The following is a 16846-nucleotide window of genomic DNA, read 5'->3' on the forward strand; positions in this document are numbered from 1 at the left end:
CCCGCCCCCACGCAACTCCTGGAGCCCTTCCATGTTCGACTCCGTGCGCGACGACCTGCGCGCCACCCTCGACGAGATCCGCGCCGCCGGCCTGCACAAGCCCGAGCGCGTCATCGGCACCCCGCAGTCCGCGACGGTGAGTGTCACCGCCGGTGGCCGCCCCGGTGAGGTCCTCAACTTCTGCGCGAACAACTACCTCGGCCTCGCCGACCACCCCGAGGTCGTCGCCGCCGCCCACGAGGCACTCGACCGCTGGGGCTACGGCATGGCCTCCGTGCGCTTCATCTGCGGCACGCAGGAGGTGCACAAGGAGCTGGAGCAGCGCCTGTCCGCGTTCCTCGGCCAGGAGGACACGATCCTGTACTCCTCCTGCTTCGACGCCAACGGCGGTGTCTTCGAGACCCTCCTCGGCGCGGAGGACGCGGTGATCTCCGACGCCCTCAACCACGCGTCGATCATCGACGGCATCCGGCTGTCCAAGGCCCGCCGCTTCCGGTACGCCAACCGTGACCTCGCGGACCTGGAGCAGAAGCTCAAGGAGGCGTCCGACGCCAGGCGCCGCCTCATCGTCACCGACGGCGTCTTCTCCATGGACGGTTACGTGGCGCCGCTGCGCGAGATCTGCGACCTCGCCGACCGCTACGACGCCATGGTCATGGTCGACGACTCGCACGCCGTCGGCTTCGTCGGCCCCGGCGGCCGCGGCACCCCCGAGCTGCACGGGGTCATGGACCGCGTCGACATCATCACCGGCACCCTCGGCAAGGCCCTCGGCGGCGCGTCCGGCGGCTACGTGGCCGCCCGCGCCGAGATCGTCGCCCTGCTGCGCCAGCGCTCCCGCCCGTACCTCTTCTCCAACACGCTCGCCCCGGTGATCGCGGCGGCGTCCCTGAAGGTCCTCGACCTGCTCGAGTCGGCCGGTGACCTGCGCGACAAGCTCGCCGCCAACACGGCGCTGTTCCGCTCCCGGATGACGGAGGAGGGTTTCGACGTGCTGCCCGGCGACCACGCGATCGCCCCCGTCATGATCGGCGACGCGACCGTCGCGGGACGCCTTGCGGAGCTGCTCCTGGAACGCGGTGTGTACGTGATCGGCTTCTCGTACCCGGTGGTCCCGCAGGGCCAGGCGCGGATCCGGGTGCAGCTGTCCGCCGCCCACTCGACCGAGGACGTCAACCGGGCGGTGGACGCGTTCGTGGCCGCCCGCGCGGAGCTGGGCGCCTGAGGGAGGGACATACCGGTCCTCCCGGCCTGAGAGAATCGGTCGCATGATCGAGGCGCGGCGGCTCCACATCCTCCGTGCGGTGGCGGACCACCGCACGGTGACGGCGGCTGCCGCCGCGCTGTATCTCACGCCGTCGGCCGTCTCCCAGCAGCTCGCCGCGCTCGAACAGGAGACAGGCCACCGGCTCGTCGAGCGGGGTGCCCGGGGCGTCCGGCTGACCCCCGCGGGCGAGATCCTGCTCACCCACACGAACGTGGTCCTCGCTCAACTGGAGCGCGCGGAAGCGGAGTTGGCGGCGTACAGCTCGGGGGCCGCGGGCACGGTCACCGTCGCCGCCTTCGCGACCGGCATCGGTCTGGTCGTGGCTCCGGCGCTGGCCCGCCTCGCGCTGACGGCGCCCGGCATCCGCCTCCGCGTCCAGGACGCCGAGGGCGACGCCAGCCTGCCCATGGTGCTGGACCGGCAGGTCGACGTCGCGGTGGCCGTCGAGTACCGGGGCGCCCCGGCCGCCGACGACCCGCGCCTCACGCACGTCCCGCTCTATGCCGAGCCCTTCGACGCGGTCGTTCCGGTCGCCCACCGGCTCGCCGACGCGGGGGAGGTGCCGCTCGCCGAGCTCGCCAAGGATCCCTGGATCGGCCCCTACCCCGGCAACCCCTGCCACGACGTGGTCGTCCTGGCCTGCGAGAACGCAGGATTCCAGCCCCGTCTGGAGCACTCCTCGGACGACTTCAGGGCCGTCGTCGCCCTCGCCTCGGCGGCCGCCGGGGTCGCCCTGGTGCCCCGCTCGGCCCTGCGCGGCATGGACCTCGCGGGTGTGGTGGTGCGCCCCGTCGACGGCACCGCTCCCACGCGCCGCGTCTTCGCCGCCGTGCGTCGTGGCGCGGAGGGGCATCCGCTGATCCGCCCGGTACTGGAGGCGCTGGCGGAGGCCGCGACGGCGTAGGGGGACGGAAGCCCTGCCGCCTCTCTGCTGGACGGTGTGTTTCACATCTGGGATAGCATCCCGAATATGAGAGACGATGTGGAGGGTGCCGTCGATGCCCGGCTGGCGGCCAGACTGGCCGAGCTGCGGGCCGAACACGGTTATTCCTTGGGGCAGTTGGCGGAGCGCAGCGGGGTGAGCCGCTCGACGCTCTCCCGGGCCGAGCGGGCGGAGACCAGCCCCACGGCCTCACTGCTGAACCGCCTGTGCGGTGTCTACGGACGCACCATGTCGCAGCTGCTCAGCGAGGTCGAGGCGGCTCCCGACCCGCTCGTGCGAGCCGCGGACCAGGCCGTCTGGGAGGACAGGGCGTCCGGTTTCGTACGGCGGTCGGTGTCCCCTCCCCACGCGGGCCTGCGCGGCGAACTGGTCGAGGGCCGGCTCACGGCGGGCGCCGACATCGCGTACGACCGTCCGCCCGTCCCCGGTCTCGAACAGCACATCTGGGTCCTGGCCGGGAGCCTCGACGTGACCGTGCGGGACGTCGAGCATCACCTCGCCGCAGGAGACTGCCTCCGCATGCAAGTCTGGGGGCCGACCCGCTTCCGGGCACCCGGCCCCGAAGGCGCGCGGTACGCGCTGGCGGTGGTGCTGCCGTGACCGCCGTGTCCAGGCTGAGTGCAGCCGAACTCCTCTCTGCCGCAGATGAGTTGGCGGACCTGCTGGCCGACACCGTGGACGGCGGGGCTTCCGTGGGGTTCCTCGCGCCGCTCGGCCCCGCGGAGGCAGCCGACTGGTGGCGGGGGCGGGCCGAAGCGGTCGCCGCCGGAGGGCTCGCCGTCTGGGCGGCGCGCACCGGGGGCCGGGTGACCGGCACCGTCGGCCTTGCCTTCCCCGGCAGGCCCAACAGCCGGCACCGCGCCGAAGTGGTGAAGCTGATGGTGCACCGGGACGGCCGCGGCCAGGGCCTCGGCCGCAGGCTCCTGGCGACCGCCGAGCGCGCGGCGGCCGCGGCCGGCGTCACACTTCTGCACCTCGACACGGAGACCGGCAGCCCCGCCGAGTCCCTCTACCGCTCCGCCGGATGGACACGGGTCGGTGCGATACCCGACTACGCGGCGACCCCCGAGGGCGCGCTGCACGCCACGACGATCTTCTACAAACACGTGGGACCTGCAACTCCACCCGGCTGACCCCCACCGGGTGATTGTCAGTGCCCTTCGCTACGGTGCGATCCATGCCGGATGCCCACGACGTACGCCGTATCGCCCTCTCCCTGCCGGAAACGACGGAGAAGACCGCCTGGAGCATGCCCACGTTCCGGGTCGCGGGCAAGATGTTCGCCACGCTGCCCGAGAACGAGACCTCCATCGCCGTCCGCTGCCCCAAGGAGGAGCGCGACGAACTGGCCCTGGCCGAGCCGGGGAAGTTCTGGATCGCCGGCCACGAGGCGAACTTCGCCTGGGTCCGTGTCCGCCTCGCCGCCCTGGAGGACGAGGACGAACTGCGCGACATCCTGGCCGACTCCTGGCGCCAGGCGGCCCCGCCCCGGCTCCTCGACTCCCACCCGGAGCTGGGGCCCCCGGCCACCGGCTGACGCGACGGTCACGGCGGCCTCGGCACCGGCTCCGGACGGCCGCCGGGCCGGCCGCTCCCGCCTCGCCGGGCAAAAACTCACGTTCCTGGAGCCCGCCCCAGGAACCCGCCTGACGCTCAGCCGTGCGCCCCCGCCCCAGAAACCCGCCGGACGCTCACCCGTGCGCCCCCGCCCCCAGGAACCCGCCGATCCGCTCCCGCAACGTCCCCGCGTCGAGCCCGTGGGCGGCCACGTGTTCGTCGACGGTGCCGTACCGGCGCAGTTCACGGCGGCCCACGCCGAGACCGAGGACCCGGTGCGGCAGGTCGGCGAGCGCGTCGTTGGCGGCGGTCGTCGACGTACCCGCCAGATACGGCTCGACCAGGACGACGTCCGCGGCGCCCGAACCGGTGGCCCGGCGCAGCCCCGCCGCGTCGAAGGGCCGGACCGTGGCCGCGTACAGGACCGTCACGTCGAGTCCCTCCGTCGCGTCGAGCACGCCGTCGAGCATCGGGCCCACGGCGACGACCACACCGGCGCGCCCCTCCCGGACGGTGAGGAGGCGCGCCCCGTCGACGGCCCGCCCGCGCGCGTTCGACTGCACGGACAGCCGCACGTACACCTTGTCGTCCCCGGCGGCGACCGCGTGGCGCAGCAGTGTCTCCGCCTCGTCCGGATGGCCGGGGACGTGCACGGTCCAGCCGTCCAGCGTGTCGAGGAGCGCCACGTCACCCGGTGACATGTGGGTGAAGCCGCCGGCCGGCCAGTCGAAGGAGGCGGCGGCGCTGACCAGGACCGCACCGGCGTCCTGATGCCCGAGGTCCAGCTTGACCTGCTCGAACGGCCGCTCCACCAGGAAACTGGCGAAGGTGTGCGCCACCGGCCGCAGCCCGGTGAGCGCGAGTCCCGCGGCCGTGCCGACGAGGAGCTGCTCGCGGATACCGACGTTGATCACCCGGTCCGGATGTCTGCGCCGGGCCTCCGCGAAGCCGTCCGCGCCGATCTCCGCGAGGACGACCGCGACCCGCGGATCCTCGTCGAGCAGCCGCGTGACGACGGGGGCGAAGCGGTCGCGCATGGTGTCCATGGGGGTGTTTCCCTTCCCGGGGGTCTCCCGAGCGAAGCGAGCGGATGGCAGGGGGCGACCGGGGGCGACCGGGGGCGGTCAGGCGTCCTTGGGCTCGACCCGGGCCACGACCACGTGCGGCCGGCCCGGGTGCGGCGCGGTGAACGCGGCGTACAGCGCCGCGTGGTCACGGCCGTCCACGGTCTCCGTGGACCACCCGGCGGCCGCGAACCGCGCCGCGATGCCGCCGGGCCGGGCGTGACGGGCGGAGGAGTTGTCGATGACGACGGTGTGCAGCCGCTCGAGTCCGGCGGGTCCGGCGTACGCGACGGCCTCGTGGTTGCTGCCCTCGTCCAGCTCGGCATCCCCGACCAGCACCCACACGCGCGGCGCGTCGAGCCCCTGGGCGCGCAGCCCGAGTGCCGTGCCGACGGCGATCGGCAGCCCGTGCCCGAGCGACCCGCTGCCGATCTCGGCGCCCGGCACCAGGACGCGGTCCGGGTGATGCCCGAGCGGCGAGTCGTAGGAGCCGAAGCCCGGCAGCCAGTCGACGGGCAGGAAGCCCTTGGCGGCGAGCACGGCGTAGTACGCCATCGGCCCGTGCCCCTTGGACAGCAGGAACCGGTCCCGTCCGGGATCGTCCGTCCCCTCGGGCCGCACGTCGAGCACGCGGTCGTACAGCACCCACAGCACGTCCAGGGTGGATGTCGCCGCGGGCCCGTGCTTCTCGTCACCCGTCATCAGCCCCATGAGCCCGGGCAGGTCCTCGTACCGGTACCGCGCGTGATCGCGCTCAGCCGTGATCGTCATGCCGACGATCGTGCAACCTCAAGCGGAGTTGAGGTCAACAGTGAGATGCGGGATTGCCCCAGGGAGCCGCCGCTGTGCGTCGCCCCGTAAAAGCGGTGCGCGACCACCGGCCCGAGTGCGGTATTGTTTCCGTGCGCGTTCGGCCAGGGGAAACCCCAGGTCAGACGGGCATCGGGACGTGGCGCAGCTTGGTAGCGCACTTGACTGGGGGTCAAGGGGTCGCAGGTTCAAATCCTGTCGTCCCGACGTGTGAAGTCGGAGGCCGTCTTCCCTTCTTGGGGAGGCGGCCTCCGTCGTGCTCGTGCAGCCCGGCCGCCCCTTCGCGGTCCCGCTCCGTCACGCCTTGGCGAAGTCGACGTCGTCGGCCCGTACGACCTCGGCGTTCATGTTCCGTTCCATCATCTGGAAGGACGCCCGCGCGAGATCCTCGTGGATGTGGGCGACGGCGTCGCTCGGCACGGTCACCCGGAAGTGCCGGATGTGGGCGTCGAGCGCGGAGTACAGCACGCACTGCTCGGTGACCTGCCCGCACATCACGATGTGCCTCACCTCCTGCTCGGCCAGCAGGTACTCCAGTGGCGTCTGGTAGAAGATCGAGTGCCGGGCCTTGACGACGAAGAGCGACTCACCGTCCGGCCGGATCGGATCGACGAGGTCGGCGTGGGGCCCCCGCAGGGCGGCGTCCAGGAGCTCGTCGTGGTGCGAGCGCCACCGTCCGGAGTTGTCGTTGACATAGATGACGTCCGCCCCCTGTTCCCGGGCCCGGGCGATCAGCCTGCGCATCGCGGGCAGTGCCTCGCGCACGGAGTCGACCAGCACCTCGGCGTCGTCGTGCTCATAGGTGTTGATCATGTCGATGACGACCAGCGCGGTCTTCGGCGTGTCGGAATCCACAAGTTCCTCCTCGGCCCAGGGAGCGGAGCCCACGGTGGCATCGTGCGCCCCGGTCGTAGCGTCCGACACGCTCCGGCCCGTCCGGGGCGCGGTGTTCGGGTGACACAGGACCACACGTCATCCCCTCTATGATCACGAACGCACGGTCCGGTGCTGTGCGGTACCCCTCTCGGACGCGGCCGTCCACCAGTCTGTCCCGGCATTCCCTGGGCCGGGGAAATCGCCGTTCGTCGGGCGGCCGTCCCCGGGCGGTGACTCCCGCCGGTCCGGTGCGCGGTATCGAGATCGGCCCGAAAAGGGATAGCGCGGCGCATTGTGGGAACGCGGACGGCTGCCCCGGGATCACCCCACCGGGATCCCGCACCGACCCGACCGTCCCGCACAGGAGGGCACATGCCAGCACCGCAATGGCCGTTGCGGACGGAAACCCGCTTCGGCAGCAACGACGTGCTGGCGGGCCGGTACCGTCTGGACGCTCTTCTCGGCCGGGGCGGTGCCGCCGACGTGTACGGCGGCTTCGATCTGAGACTCCGGCGGCCGGTCGCGGTGAAGGTGTTCAGGCTCGGCACCGACGCGCAGACGGAGGAACGGTTCACCGAGGAGGCCGTGATGCTGGCCGGTCTCCAGCACCCCGGACTCGTCACGGTCTTCGACTCCGGACGGGAAGCGGGCAGCCCGTTCCTCGTCATGCAGCTCGTCACCGGTGCGACGCTGCGTGCCCGGGTCGCCGGGGGAGCCCTCACCCCCGCCGAGGCGTGCACCGTCGGGGCGGCCCTGGCGGACGCCCTCGACTACGTGCACGCGGCCGGAGTGGTGCACCGCGACGTCAAGCCGTCGAACATCCTCCTGGACGGGACGGGCGTACCTCACCTGACCGACTTCGGCATCTCGCGGCTGATGGACAGCACCACCCAGACCGCCACGGGCGCGCTGGTGGGCACCGCCGCGTACCTGGCTCCCGAGCAGGTCATGGGCCGGCCGGTCGGGCCCCCCGCCGACGTGTACGCGCTCGGACTGACCCTCCTGGAATGCCTCAAGGGAGAGCTCGAGTACGACGGCGCCCCGTTGGAGGCGGCGATCGCCCGCCTGCACCGTGCCCCGGTCTTCCCGCCCTTCCTGGGCGAGGAGCTGGCCGCTCTGCTCGGTGCCATGACCGCCCTGGACGAGGACGAGCGCCCCGACGCCCGCACCTGCGCGGACATGCTGTCGGCCCTGGGCGCGGGGGAGCGGCCCGCTGTGATCCGTACGCTGCCCCCGCAGTCCCCTGGCGCGAAGGACGGCCACGACACGGCCCGGGTCCCCGGTGCCGGCCCCGGCATGCGTGCCGCCGACGGTGACGCCTCTCCCGTACGGCACGGCAGCGGGCGCGCGCTGGCCACCGCGGGCGCGGCGCTGGCAACGCTGCTCGGCGTCACCCTCGCGGGCGTGGTGGGTCTGCCCGACCACGGCGCCGCTGCGGGGCCCGACAGCCATGCCTCGTCCAGCGCGGGCCCCGACAGTCAGGCGTCGTCCAGCGCGGGCCTCGACAGTCAGGCGTCGTCCAGCGCGGGCACCGAGCCGTCGGACACCTCGCGGCCCGCGTCGGACCCGAAGGCCGCGCCGGTCTCCCGGAGCGCCTCCGCGCGGGCCGGGACGCAGCCCGTCACGTCCTCCGCGTCCGCGCCTTCCGCGTCGGCCCCCGCACCCCGGGAGAACGCGGTGACAACTCGCCAGGTCGCCGCGCCGGCCGCCCCCGAGCCGCAGGCCAAGTCGCCCAAGCACAAGGCGCCCAAGAAGCAGAAGGCGCCCAAGAAGCAGAAGGCGTCCAAGACGGAGAAGGCGTCCGGCAAGCAGAAGGCGAACAAGTAGGACCAGCGGTGCCGGTCCAGGACGGTGCCGGAACCCGGCGGCACCCGGCGCACCAGCGCCACGTGCTGACCGAGGTGCTCGGCTGCCCCGCGGTGACCCTCGCCGATGTCCTCGCGGACCCGCGGCCCTGCCCGGGGCACCCCCTGCGTGATCAAAGTACCGGGAGCGTTAACATCTGAGCACCGCCTAGCTCGAAAGATAAACCTGTGACTGTCAACGACGACTCGTTCACCAACTGGAAGAACCGCGAGGAGATCGCGGAGTCGATGATCCCGATCATCGGGAAGCTGCACCGCGAGCGGGACGTCACAGTCCTGCTGCACAGCCGCTCCTTGGTGAACAAGTCGGTGGTCAGCATCCTCAAGACCCACCGGTTCGCCCGGCAGATGGCCGGCGAGGAGCTCTCGGTCACCGAGACCCTGCCGTTCCTGCAGACGCTCACCACGCTCGACCTCGGCCCGTCCCAGATCGACATCGGCATGCTCGCCGCGACCTACAAGTCCGACGACCGCGGGCTCTCGGTGGCCGACTTCACCGCCGAGGCCGTCGCCGGCGCCACGGGTGAGAACAAGATCGAGCGCCGTGAGGGACGCGACGTCGTCCTGTACGGGTTCGGCCGGATCGGCCGGCTCGTCGCCCGCCTGCTCATCGAGAAGGCGGGCTCGGGCAACGGCCTGCGGCTGCGGGCCGTCGTCGTCCGGCAGGGCGGCGCCCAGGACATCGTGAAGCGGGCCTCGCTGCTGCGCCGGGACTCGATCCACGGCCAGTTCCAGGGCACGATCACCGTCGACGAGGCGAACAGCACGATCATCGCCAACGGCAACGAGATCAAGGTGATCTACGCGGGCGACCCGTCGGAGGTCGACTACACGGCGTACGGGATCAAGAACGCCATCCTCATCGACAACACCGGCAAGTGGCGCGACCGCGAGGGCCTGTCGCAGCACCTGCGTCCGGGCATCGACAAGGTCGTCCTGACGGCGCCGGGCAAGGGCGACGTCCCGAACATCGTCCACGGCGTCAACCACGACACGATCAAGCCCGACGAGCAGATCCTGTCCTGCGCGTCCTGCACCACCAACGCGATCGTGCCGCCGCTGAAGGCGATGGCGGACGAGTACGGCGTCCTGCGCGGCCACGTGGAGACCGTCCACTCGTTCACCAACGACCAGAACCTGCTGGACAACTACCACAACTCCGACCGCCGTGGCCGTTCGGCGCCGCTCAACATGGTGCTCACGGAAACCGGCGCCGCCTCCGCCGTCGCCAAGGCGCTGCCCGACCTCGAGGCGAGGATCACCGGCAGCTCGATCCGCGTGCCGGTGCCGGACGTCTCGATCGCGATCCTGAACCTGCGGCTCGCCCGCGAGACCACCCGCGAGGAGGTCCTCGACTACCTGCGGAACGTGTCGCTGACCTCGCCGCTGAAGCGCCAGATCGACTTCATCAGCGCCCCCGACGCGGTCTCCAGCGACTTCATCGGTTCGCGTCACGCCTCGATCGTCGACGCCGGTGCCACGAAGGTGGAGGGCGACGACGCCATCCTCTACCTCTGGTACGACAACGAGTTCGGCTACTCCTGCCAGGTGATCCGCGTCGTCCAGCACGTGTCCGGGGTGGAGTACCCGACGTACCCGGTGCCCGTGAGCTGACGTGCGATGAGTCTGGGATCCGCGGATGCAAAATCCGCGGATCTGTTCTCACGCGTCCGCCCGGCCGAGTTCACCCGACCGGGCACCGGGTTCGATCACAACCGTCCGCATGACAGAGATGTGGTTTGCGCCGGCGCCTCGTGGTTCACCCACGCCGCCTTGTACGGGTGGCGGGTACGCCACGTGTCGAACACCTCGGTGACTCCCGGCGAGGCGAACAGGGCCCCACTGCATCCAGGTCGGCGACACCGCGCTGGACGACGGCGGGTGGTGCTGCCGTTCGAGGTCAGACCAAGGACAGGCTCAGCGGGTGCGTTCGTAGTGGCGACGTGCTTTCTCGCGGTTGCCGCAGACAGCCATCGAGCACCAGCGGGCACGGTTGGCGCGGCTGCGGTCGAGCAGGAACAACTGGCACTCGTCGTTGGCGCAGGGGCGTAGCCGGCCGGGCAGTTGCTCCTCGGTGGCGGCCCAGGCGAGAACCACCTCGACGGCCAGCCGGGCGTGCGGAGAAGTCTTGATCGTCCACTGAAGACCATCCGAAGTGATCTCCGGAATCTGCCGGACCCCTTCGAGCAGCGGGCTCAACGCGGTGGGCGAGCTTTCTCCACGCACTATGTCCCGCAGGATGTCCCGCGTCTCACGCAGCAGCGCCAGTTCCGCGAGGCTGCCTTCGCCGCCGTGCTCCCGCGCCCAGCGCCTGCCTCCGGCCGGGTCGCCGAGTGCGTCCCGTTCCTCGCCGTTGACCAATGGCCTGCTGTTGAGCAGGTCCAGCAGCGTGTCCATCGGGTACCGCCCCCTCTCTAACCACATCAAGTCACTTGACAGGTTAGCTCATCCCGTGCTTGCCTGACGAGGAACTAACCGGATCATACGTTTGAAGGGGTTAGACATGAGCTCGGTGCACCACCGGACCGCCATCGTCGACGGCCACGAGATCTTCTACCGCGAAGCCGGCCCCGCCGACGCCCCCGCGATCGTCCTGCTGCACGGCTACCCAGCCAGCTCGTTCATGTTCCGCGAACTCATCCCGCTGCTGGCCGACGACTACCACGTCATCGCGCCGGACCACCTCGGCTTCGGCCACTCCGACGCCCCCCTCGTAGGGGAGTTCGCCTACACCTTCGACGCCCTCGCCGAAATCACCTCCGGACTGCTCGACCAACTGGGCCTGGACCGCTACGCCCTCTACGTCCAGGACTACGGCGCCCCCATCGGATGGCGCCTCGCGCTCAAGCACCCCGAACGGATCTCCGCCCTCGTCACCCAGAACGGCAACGGCTACGAGGACGGCTTCGTCGAGTCGTTCTGGACCGACGTCTGGGCCTACGGGGCGAACCCCGGCCCCGACACCGAACCCGCCGTGCGCGCCGCACTGAGCGTCGACGCCATCCGCTGGCAGTACGTGCACGGCGTGCCCGACCCGAGCCTGGTCAGCCCGGACACCTGGGAGCACGACTTCGCCCTCGTCTCCCGCGAGGGCAACGACGAGGTCCAGCTGGCGCTGTTCCGCGACTACCGGAACAACCGCCCGCTCTACCCGCTGCTGCACGAATTCCTGCGCACCAGCGAGGTCCCGGTGCTCGCCGTCTGGGGCCGCAATGACGAAATCTTCGGCCCGGCCGGCGCCCTGGCCTTCGCCCGCGACGCGAAGGACAACGAGGTGCACCTGATCAACGGCGGTCACTTCCTGCTGGAGAGCCACCTGGACGTCGTCGCGGGCTACCTGCGCGGCTTCCTCGGGCGGGTGCTGCACTGAGCGGGCCCTACTGCTCCGGGTCGAGCCCGGCGCCGGACGACCGCCGGTACGGGACGGCGACAGCCGTACGCGGTGCCCGCCCTGGAGAGGGGCGGGCACCGCGTACGGCGTCGTGGGTGTGCGGGGTTCGTGGTGGAGGCGGGACTCCGACGGCCGGGGTGTCCGTCAGGCCGCCTGGACCAGCTGCGCCCGTCCGAACAGCAGGGCGTATCCGTCCGGGAGCCGACGGATGACGCGGGAGGTCAGATCGTCGCCGGCGAGGCGTGCGACGACACCGTGGACCGAGCCGGTGTCCCAGCGCGTGGTCGCGGAACCGCCGGTGCGTTCGGCGAGGTCCTTCACGAACCCCCAGCCGCTGAGCGGCTTGCCGGAGGGGACCTGCGAGGCGAGGAAGCCGGCCGCCTCCCGGGGCGGAACCCTGGGTGAACCGCCCCGAGCCGCGACGGCGGGCGTACGGCCGGTTGTTCAGCCGTCGATTTCCCTGCGCTTCCCGCTGCCGCGGACGCTGACCTTCCGGGGCCTGGCGCGCTCGGTGATCGGGATGCGCAGGGTGAGGACGCCGTCCTCGTAGTCGGCCGTGATGTGCTCGGTGTCGAGGGTGTCGGCCAGGACGACCTGGCGGGAGAAGACACCCAGCGGCCGCTCGGACAGTTCCGTCTGCGCGTTCTCGGACCTCGCGAGGGGGCGCCGCTCGGCCCGCACCGTCAGCATGTTGCGCTCGACGTCGATGTCCAGCGCGTCGGGGTCGATGCCGGGCAGATCGAAGGCGATCACGTACTGGTCGCCGTCGCGGTAGGCGTCCATCGGCATCGCGGAGGGGCGGGACCACGTTCCCGGACCCATCAGATGCTGGGCCAGCCGGTCGAGTTCACGGAACGGGTCGGTGCGCATCAACACGGGAAACACCTCCAGAAGGTTCAGGCAGTTGCTGCCAATGCGCTTCACCTGACTCCGTTGTAGCATGTCATCCATCCGACGACAAGTGAGATGTCATCCGATCGATGACGATCGGGTCCGGCGGGCGCTCAGCGAGGTCTGCGGGGGGCGGAGCTGCCGGTCTGCGGAGCCGCTCGGCGAAGGAGCCGAAGGAGAAGAACGCTCGGCGAAGGAGCCGAAGGAGAAATAGGAGAGGCGATGAACGACGACAGCACCCCGGCTCCGGCCTCCTTCATGGCGGCGGCCACGGCGTTGGAGGCCATCGCGCGGGCCATGCGGACGGCCCGCACCGCCGACGCCTCCTCCACGGACGACCCCGAGCGGGCGATGGCGGCGCTGCTGCTTCTGCGTGAGGTGCGCGAGCAGCTCGCCGACTGGGAACCGGGTCTGATCGAGACGGCCCGGGAGGCGGGCGCCAGCTGGGCGGACCTGGCCCGGCCGCTCGGTGTCTCCAGCCGCCAGGCGGCCGAGCGGCGGTACTTGCGTGTACGGCCCGGGGAAGCCGGTACGACGAAGGAACAGCGCGTGCGGGCCACCCGTGACCGGCGGGCGGCGGACCGCTCCGTCGCGTCCTGGGCCCACGACCACGCCGCCGCACTGCGCCAGCTCGCCGGGACGATCACGGACCTGCCCGACCTGCCCGAGGCGGCGACGGACGCGCTGGGCGACCTCCGGACGGCGCTGGGGGACAGTGATCCGGCCCGTCTGCTGGACCCCCTCACGGCGGCGGGGCCGCACCTGCGCACCGCGCATCCCGAACTCGCCGACCGGGTCGGTGACATCGGCCGCCGTACCCGGCTGATGCGCGAGACCGAACAGCGTCAGCGCTCCTCGGGCGCGCCATAGGCACCCGCGGGGTCCGCGTCAGCGGGCGGAGTGCGTGAGCAGGTAGTCGATCGCCTGGGTGACGTCGTCCACGCTGTGATGGGGCACGGCGAGATCGTCGGGCCAGGGCCGCCCGCGGACCCAGATCGGCTGCAGTCCCGCTTTGTACCCGCCGGCGATGTCGTTCTCCGGGTCGTCGCCGATCATCCAGTCGTCGCGCGAGAGCTGGGTGCCGCACCGGGCCGCCGCCAGCTCGAAGAGGCGGGGATCCGGTTTGCGCACGTCGATGTCGCCGCTGGCCGCGACCCCGTCGATCAGGTCGGCGAGACCGGTGGCGCGGATCTTGGCGCGCTGGATGTCGGACGGCCCGTTGGTGGCGACGCCGACGGTCCAGGAGGCGGCCCTGAGCCGGGCCAGGCTGTCGAGCACGGCGGGGCGGCAGGTGACGGCGGACGCCATGCGGTCGATGTACGCGCGCCACAGGTCCGCGGCGGATTCGTCCAGGTTGAAGAGCTCCCGGAGCCGGGCGAAGTCCTCCGGACCCGCCCGGTCGGCGAGCTGCGTGAGCATCCAGTGCTCGACGTCGGGCCCGAAGCCGCGCGTGCGAGTCAGCTCGCCCACGGCCTCGGCGAACGCGGAACGACGGTCGACCAGGGTCCCGTCCAGGTCGAAAAGAGCCAGGCGCATGCGGTGACCTTAGCCTGACGCGTCTCTTCCGTCCGTGTTGGTTCCCGCCGATGTGCGGGCGCGGCCCAGGCGCTCGACGACCGCGGCCGGTGTTCCGGGGTCACGCGGGTCTTCGGGCGGGTGAACCGGGCTCGGACGGAACCGGGCTGGGCCGGAACCGGGCTCGGGCGCCGACCGCTTCCCGGTTCACCGAGGTGGCCGCGGGCCGGGTTCCGGGACGGAGTGCGGGGTTTGCCGATCGTCGCCTCCGGTGTCCGCGTGCGTGTCCGCCCCGGTGGGGGCCGTCGGTTCCGTCGCCACGAGGACCACCTGGTCCTCGGCCCGCCACTCGCGCTGTTCCGCCTTGGGCGGATTGAGCCGGACCCCGTGGTCCGGGGGCTGCCTCCGCAGGTCGTGACGGCGGTAGCCGATGGCGCACTCGCCGCGGTCGCGCGCGGCGGCCACGACGGTCGCGAAGGTGGCCACTCCGCCCGGCCGGACGTAGTGCCCGGCCGGTCGCAGACAGATCGTGCTGCCTGCGGCGGAGAACAGCTCGTCGAACACCGCCGCCAGATGCCGGTTCTGCGCGATCTGCGCCATGAGCAACCCGGTCAGCTCGCCACTGACGATGACGTCGGAGCCCGGGTCGAGGGGAGCCAGGGGGCGGTTGCGGTCGTCGGTGAGCTCGGTGACCACGCGCAGCTCCCGCCCGGTCCGCTCCTCCAGCACCCGCAGGGCCAGCAGGGTGACCAGTGTGCGGTCGTCGGGGCGGTCCGGCCCGTCGCCCGGATCGGGTCCGAGTACGACCGTCCCGTCGTAGGGAGTGAGGTCGAACCCGAGCAGGGTCTCGGGCCGCGACAGCGCGGCGGACCGGAACCGCACGGTCAGCCGGGCGGTGTCCGCCGGCTCGGGCTCGGGCTCCCGGGCCGGGGCGGGCACGGCCCGGTCCGTCACCACGTCCAGCACCGAACCCGGCCGTGCCGTGCGCCGCAGCTGCTCCACGACGAGCGGCGCCCGCCGGTTCCAGCCGAGCAGCAGCAGGTGCGCGGCCCTCTCCTGCGGTGGCTCCGCGGAGGCGGTCGCCGACGCGTCGACGAGGTGCCGGCAGTCCTCCTGCCGGGCCCCGTCGTCGTCGGGTGCGAGGACGATCAGACGGCTCCCCGGAGTGACGACGGTGTCGGCGGCGGGATTGAGCAGGGTGTGTCCCTCGGGGGTGAGCAGTCCCACCGCGCAGGCGGTGGGGAACCCCATCAGGACCGTGCCGAAGGGAACCCCGTGGAACGCCGTGGCGTCGGCGAGATGGAACTCGTCGCCGGCGAAGTCGAGCAGATCGCGCAGGACGAGGGAGAGGCCGGGCCGGCCCACGCACTGCGCGATCAGCCGGGCCGTGACGGTGTCGGTCTCCAGGACCGTGCCCCGGGGTCCCGCGGCCAGCCGGGCCGCGGCCCGGTACCGGTCGTCCCGGACCGCGGCGAGCACCGGAGGCCCGCCCGGTTCCTTGCCGAGCCGGGTCGGCGGGCTCGCCTTTCGGCGGAGCGCCGGCGAACTGTCCAGTTGGCCTGCGGGGGTCGGTGGGGGGCCCGGTTCCTCGTCGAGCCGGATCGGCCCGTCCGCCTCCCGCCCGAGCGCCGGTGGCCCGTCCAGTTGGCCTCCGACGGCCGGAGGCCCGCCCGGTTCCTCGCCGAGCACCGCGCGCAGCGCGAGCAGGGTGCGCAGCACCTCGGCGTCGGCCGTCGGTTCCCCGGACGGCAGCACCAGCACGGTGCTCGCCGTCCGGGGGCTGACCAGTGCGAGTACGCCGGGATCGCTCGCGGGCCCGCTGCGGCAGATCAGCCGGGTACGGCCGACCGGACCGACGTGGGCGGCGAGCACCCGCTCCATCTCGTGCTTGTCCCGGTCGGCGAGCAGGACGACGGCCCGCGGCCGGTGCCGGGCCTGTGCGGCGACCAGCTCGGCCACCACGGTGGGAACCTGGTCCGACCAGCCGAGCACGACGGCGTGGCCCTGCTCGAGCACCGTCGACCGCCCCCGGCTCAGCTCCGCCAGCCGCTCGGCCAGACCCGTGGTGATCACCCCGACCAGCGTCGACACGCACAGCAGCGCGACCAGCCCGAGCACGGCCGCCAGCAGCATCCGCAGCGGTGTGCCGTCCACCGCCCCCAGACGCAGTGTCTCCGCACTGGTCCGCCACACCGCCGTCAGCCGCCCCGACAGCGAATGCGGGGAGCCGGGGTCCGTCCACACCAGCAGCGCGCTCACCGGGACGACGACGGCCAGACAGCTGATGACCAGCCAGCCCATCAGGGTGCCGGTGCTCCGGGCCAGTGTGCGGTCGAACCGGTAGCGCACCCGGTCCTGTAACGACACCCGCCGCCCCTTCGGCCGCCTTGCTCCCACGCCAACCCCTTGCCTCGTTCCGCACTGGTGGCGGTGCCCCTCGCCGGAACGGGCGTGACGCCGTGCCGACGGGCGGGGCACCGCCGGCACACCCGCCTCCGCACAGTGCTCGCTCTGCCCGTGGGACACGCGGCATTCGGGAGGTGATTCATCCTTTTGGGCCGTTCGGCGATCCCGCCCACCGTCCCTCAGCTCCGCAGGGCACCCGCGAGGTACGCACCGGGCGCGGTGGTGGTCGGCGGGTGGAGCGGGCGCCCGGATACCAGTCGG

The 16846-nt window shown here is 72.1% G+C and carries 17 protein-coding genes and 1 tRNA gene; 10 read left to right on the forward strand and 8 right to left on the reverse strand.

Annotation, left to right across the window (positions count from 1 at the left end; genetic code table 11):
- Positions 1–31 precede the first annotated feature (31 nt).
- The 5 genes from AC0ZLC_RS15940 (at position 32) to AC0ZLC_RS15960 (ending at position 3747) form a co-directional block, all read left to right on the forward strand.
- Positions 32–1225 (forward strand): glycine C-acetyltransferase, encoded by a 1194-nt coding sequence (locus tag AC0ZLC_RS15940; protein WP_476752616.1) that lies wholly within the window; start codon positions 32–34, stop codon positions 1223–1225.
- Positions 1226–1268: 43 nt separating this feature from the next.
- On the forward strand, positions 1269–2171 hold the full coding sequence (locus tag AC0ZLC_RS15945) for a LysR family transcriptional regulator (protein ID WP_476752617.1): 903 nt from the start codon (positions 1269–1271) through the stop codon (positions 2169–2171).
- Between the two features lie 66 nt (positions 2172–2237).
- Entirely contained in the window at positions 2238–2810 is a 573-nt protein-coding gene (locus AC0ZLC_RS15950; protein WP_476752618.1) for a helix-turn-helix domain-containing protein, read from the forward strand.
- Between the two features lie 5 nt (positions 2811–2815).
- Positions 2816–3343: an N-acetyltransferase family protein gene (locus tag AC0ZLC_RS15955; RefSeq protein ID WP_476752619.1), complete on the forward strand. Its 528-nt coding sequence runs from the start codon at positions 2816–2818 to the stop codon at positions 3341–3343.
- A 44-nt stretch (positions 3344–3387) separates the two neighbouring features.
- Positions 3388–3747 (forward strand): MmcQ/YjbR family DNA-binding protein, encoded by a 360-nt coding sequence (locus AC0ZLC_RS15960; protein WP_476752620.1) that lies wholly within the window; start codon positions 3388–3390, stop codon positions 3745–3747.
- Positions 3748–3901: 154 nt separating this feature from the next.
- On the opposite strand, the gene AC0ZLC_RS15965 is transcribed toward AC0ZLC_RS15960, so the two are convergent.
- A complete protein-coding gene (locus AC0ZLC_RS15965; protein WP_476752621.1) occupies positions 3902–4813 on the reverse strand; it encodes a transketolase family protein in 912 nt (303 codons plus the stop codon).
- Positions 4814–4891: 78 nt separating this feature from the next.
- Positions 4892–5602 (reverse strand): transketolase, encoded by a 711-nt coding sequence (locus AC0ZLC_RS15970; RefSeq protein ID WP_476752622.1) that lies wholly within the window; start codon positions 5600–5602, stop codon positions 4892–4894.
- A 172-nt stretch (positions 5603–5774) separates the two neighbouring features.
- Between AC0ZLC_RS15970 and AC0ZLC_RS15975 the strand changes: the two genes are divergently transcribed.
- Positions 5775–5848 (forward strand) — tRNA-Pro (locus AC0ZLC_RS15975).
- A gap of 90 nt (positions 5849–5938) precedes the next feature.
- On the opposite strand, the gene AC0ZLC_RS15980 is transcribed toward AC0ZLC_RS15975, so the two are convergent.
- Positions 5939–6454, reverse strand: a complete 516-nt coding sequence (locus AC0ZLC_RS15980) for a cysteine hydrolase family protein (protein WP_476752882.1) — start codon at positions 6452–6454, stop codon at positions 5939–5941.
- A gap of 435 nt (positions 6455–6889) precedes the next feature.
- Between AC0ZLC_RS15980 and AC0ZLC_RS15985 the strand changes: the two genes are divergently transcribed.
- On the forward strand, positions 6890–8344 hold the full coding sequence (locus tag AC0ZLC_RS15985) for a serine/threonine-protein kinase (RefSeq protein WP_476752623.1): 1455 nt from the start codon (positions 6890–6892) through the stop codon (positions 8342–8344).
- A gap of 206 nt (positions 8345–8550) precedes the next feature.
- Complete coding sequence (locus AC0ZLC_RS15990; RefSeq protein ID WP_476752624.1) at positions 8551–9996, forward strand: glyceraldehyde-3-phosphate dehydrogenase; 1446 nt, start codon at positions 8551–8553, stop codon at positions 9994–9996.
- Between the two features lie 303 nt (positions 9997–10299).
- Here AC0ZLC_RS15990 and AC0ZLC_RS15995 read toward each other — a convergent pair whose 3' ends face one another.
- Positions 10300–10779: a CGNR zinc finger domain-containing protein gene (locus tag AC0ZLC_RS15995; RefSeq protein ID WP_476752625.1), complete on the reverse strand. Its 480-nt coding sequence runs from the start codon at positions 10777–10779 to the stop codon at positions 10300–10302.
- Between the two features lie 106 nt (positions 10780–10885).
- Here AC0ZLC_RS15995 and AC0ZLC_RS16000 point away from each other — a divergent pair, with 106 nt between their 5' ends.
- On the forward strand, positions 10886–11752 hold the full coding sequence (locus AC0ZLC_RS16000) for an alpha/beta fold hydrolase (RefSeq protein ID WP_476752626.1): 867 nt from the start codon (positions 10886–10888) through the stop codon (positions 11750–11752).
- Positions 11753–11917: 165 nt separating this feature from the next.
- Here AC0ZLC_RS16000 and AC0ZLC_RS16005 read toward each other — a convergent pair whose 3' ends face one another.
- The gene (locus AC0ZLC_RS16005) at positions 11918–12094 is read right to left on the reverse strand and encodes a hypothetical protein (RefSeq protein WP_476752627.1); all 177 of its coding nucleotides are present in this window, start codon (positions 12092–12094) and stop codon (positions 11918–11920) included.
- A 123-nt stretch (positions 12095–12217) separates the two neighbouring features.
- Positions 12218–12649 carry an Hsp20/alpha crystallin family protein gene (locus tag AC0ZLC_RS16010; RefSeq protein WP_476752883.1) on the reverse strand — a complete coding sequence of 144 codons (432 nt, stop codon included), beginning with the start codon at positions 12647–12649 and terminating at the stop codon, positions 12218–12220.
- Positions 12650–12886: 237 nt separating this feature from the next.
- Here AC0ZLC_RS16010 and AC0ZLC_RS16015 point away from each other — a divergent pair, with 237 nt between their 5' ends.
- Complete coding sequence (locus AC0ZLC_RS16015; protein WP_476752628.1) at positions 12887–13534, forward strand: type III effector protein; 648 nt, start codon at positions 12887–12889, stop codon at positions 13532–13534.
- A gap of 18 nt (positions 13535–13552) precedes the next feature.
- Here the strand turns inward: AC0ZLC_RS16015 and AC0ZLC_RS16020 are convergent, their stop codons facing one another.
- A complete protein-coding gene (locus AC0ZLC_RS16020; RefSeq protein ID WP_476752629.1) occupies positions 13553–14200 on the reverse strand; it encodes an HAD family hydrolase in 648 nt (215 codons plus the stop codon).
- A 186-nt stretch (positions 14201–14386) separates the two neighbouring features.
- On the reverse strand, positions 14387–16546 hold the full coding sequence (locus tag AC0ZLC_RS16025) for a CASTOR/POLLUX-related putative ion channel (RefSeq protein WP_476752630.1): 2160 nt from the start codon (positions 16544–16546) through the stop codon (positions 14387–14389).
- Positions 16547–16846: the final 300 nt, after the last annotated feature.

The organism is Streptomyces sp. GLSS-08 (genome assembly GCF_056387915.1).

Coding starts and splice junctions, on each gene's coding strand:
- AC0ZLC_RS16015 (WP_476752628.1), top strand. CDS start 12,887: ATGAACGACGACAGCACCCCGGCTCCGGCCTCCTTCATGGCGGCGGCC.
- AC0ZLC_RS15960 (WP_476752620.1), top strand. CDS start 3,388: ATGCCGGATGCCCACGACGTACGCCGTATCGCCCTCTCCCTGCCGGAA.
- AC0ZLC_RS15970 (WP_476752622.1), bottom strand. CDS start 5,602: ATGACGATCACGGCTGAGCGCGATCACGCGCGGTACCGGTACGAGGAC.
- AC0ZLC_RS15980 (WP_476752882.1), bottom strand. CDS start 6,454: ATGATCAACACCTATGAGCACGACGACGCCGAGGTGCTGGTCGACTCC.
- AC0ZLC_RS16000 (WP_476752626.1), top strand. CDS start 10,886: ATGAGCTCGGTGCACCACCGGACCGCCATCGTCGACGGCCACGAGATC.
- AC0ZLC_RS15940 (WP_476752616.1), top strand. CDS start 32: ATGTTCGACTCCGTGCGCGACGACCTGCGCGCCACCCTCGACGAGATC.
- AC0ZLC_RS15945 (WP_476752617.1), top strand. CDS start 1,269: ATGATCGAGGCGCGGCGGCTCCACATCCTCCGTGCGGTGGCGGACCAC.
- AC0ZLC_RS15965 (WP_476752621.1), bottom strand. CDS start 4,813: ATGGACACCATGCGCGACCGCTTCGCCCCCGTCGTCACGCGGCTGCTC.
- AC0ZLC_RS15950 (WP_476752618.1), top strand. CDS start 2,238: ATGAGAGACGATGTGGAGGGTGCCGTCGATGCCCGGCTGGCGGCCAGA.
- AC0ZLC_RS16020 (WP_476752629.1), bottom strand. CDS start 14,200: ATGCGCCTGGCTCTTTTCGACCTGGACGGGACCCTGGTCGACCGTCGT.
- AC0ZLC_RS15985 (WP_476752623.1), top strand. CDS start 6,890: ATGCCAGCACCGCAATGGCCGTTGCGGACGGAAACCCGCTTCGGCAGC.
- AC0ZLC_RS15995 (WP_476752625.1), bottom strand. CDS start 10,779: ATGGACACGCTGCTGGACCTGCTCAACAGCAGGCCATTGGTCAACGGC.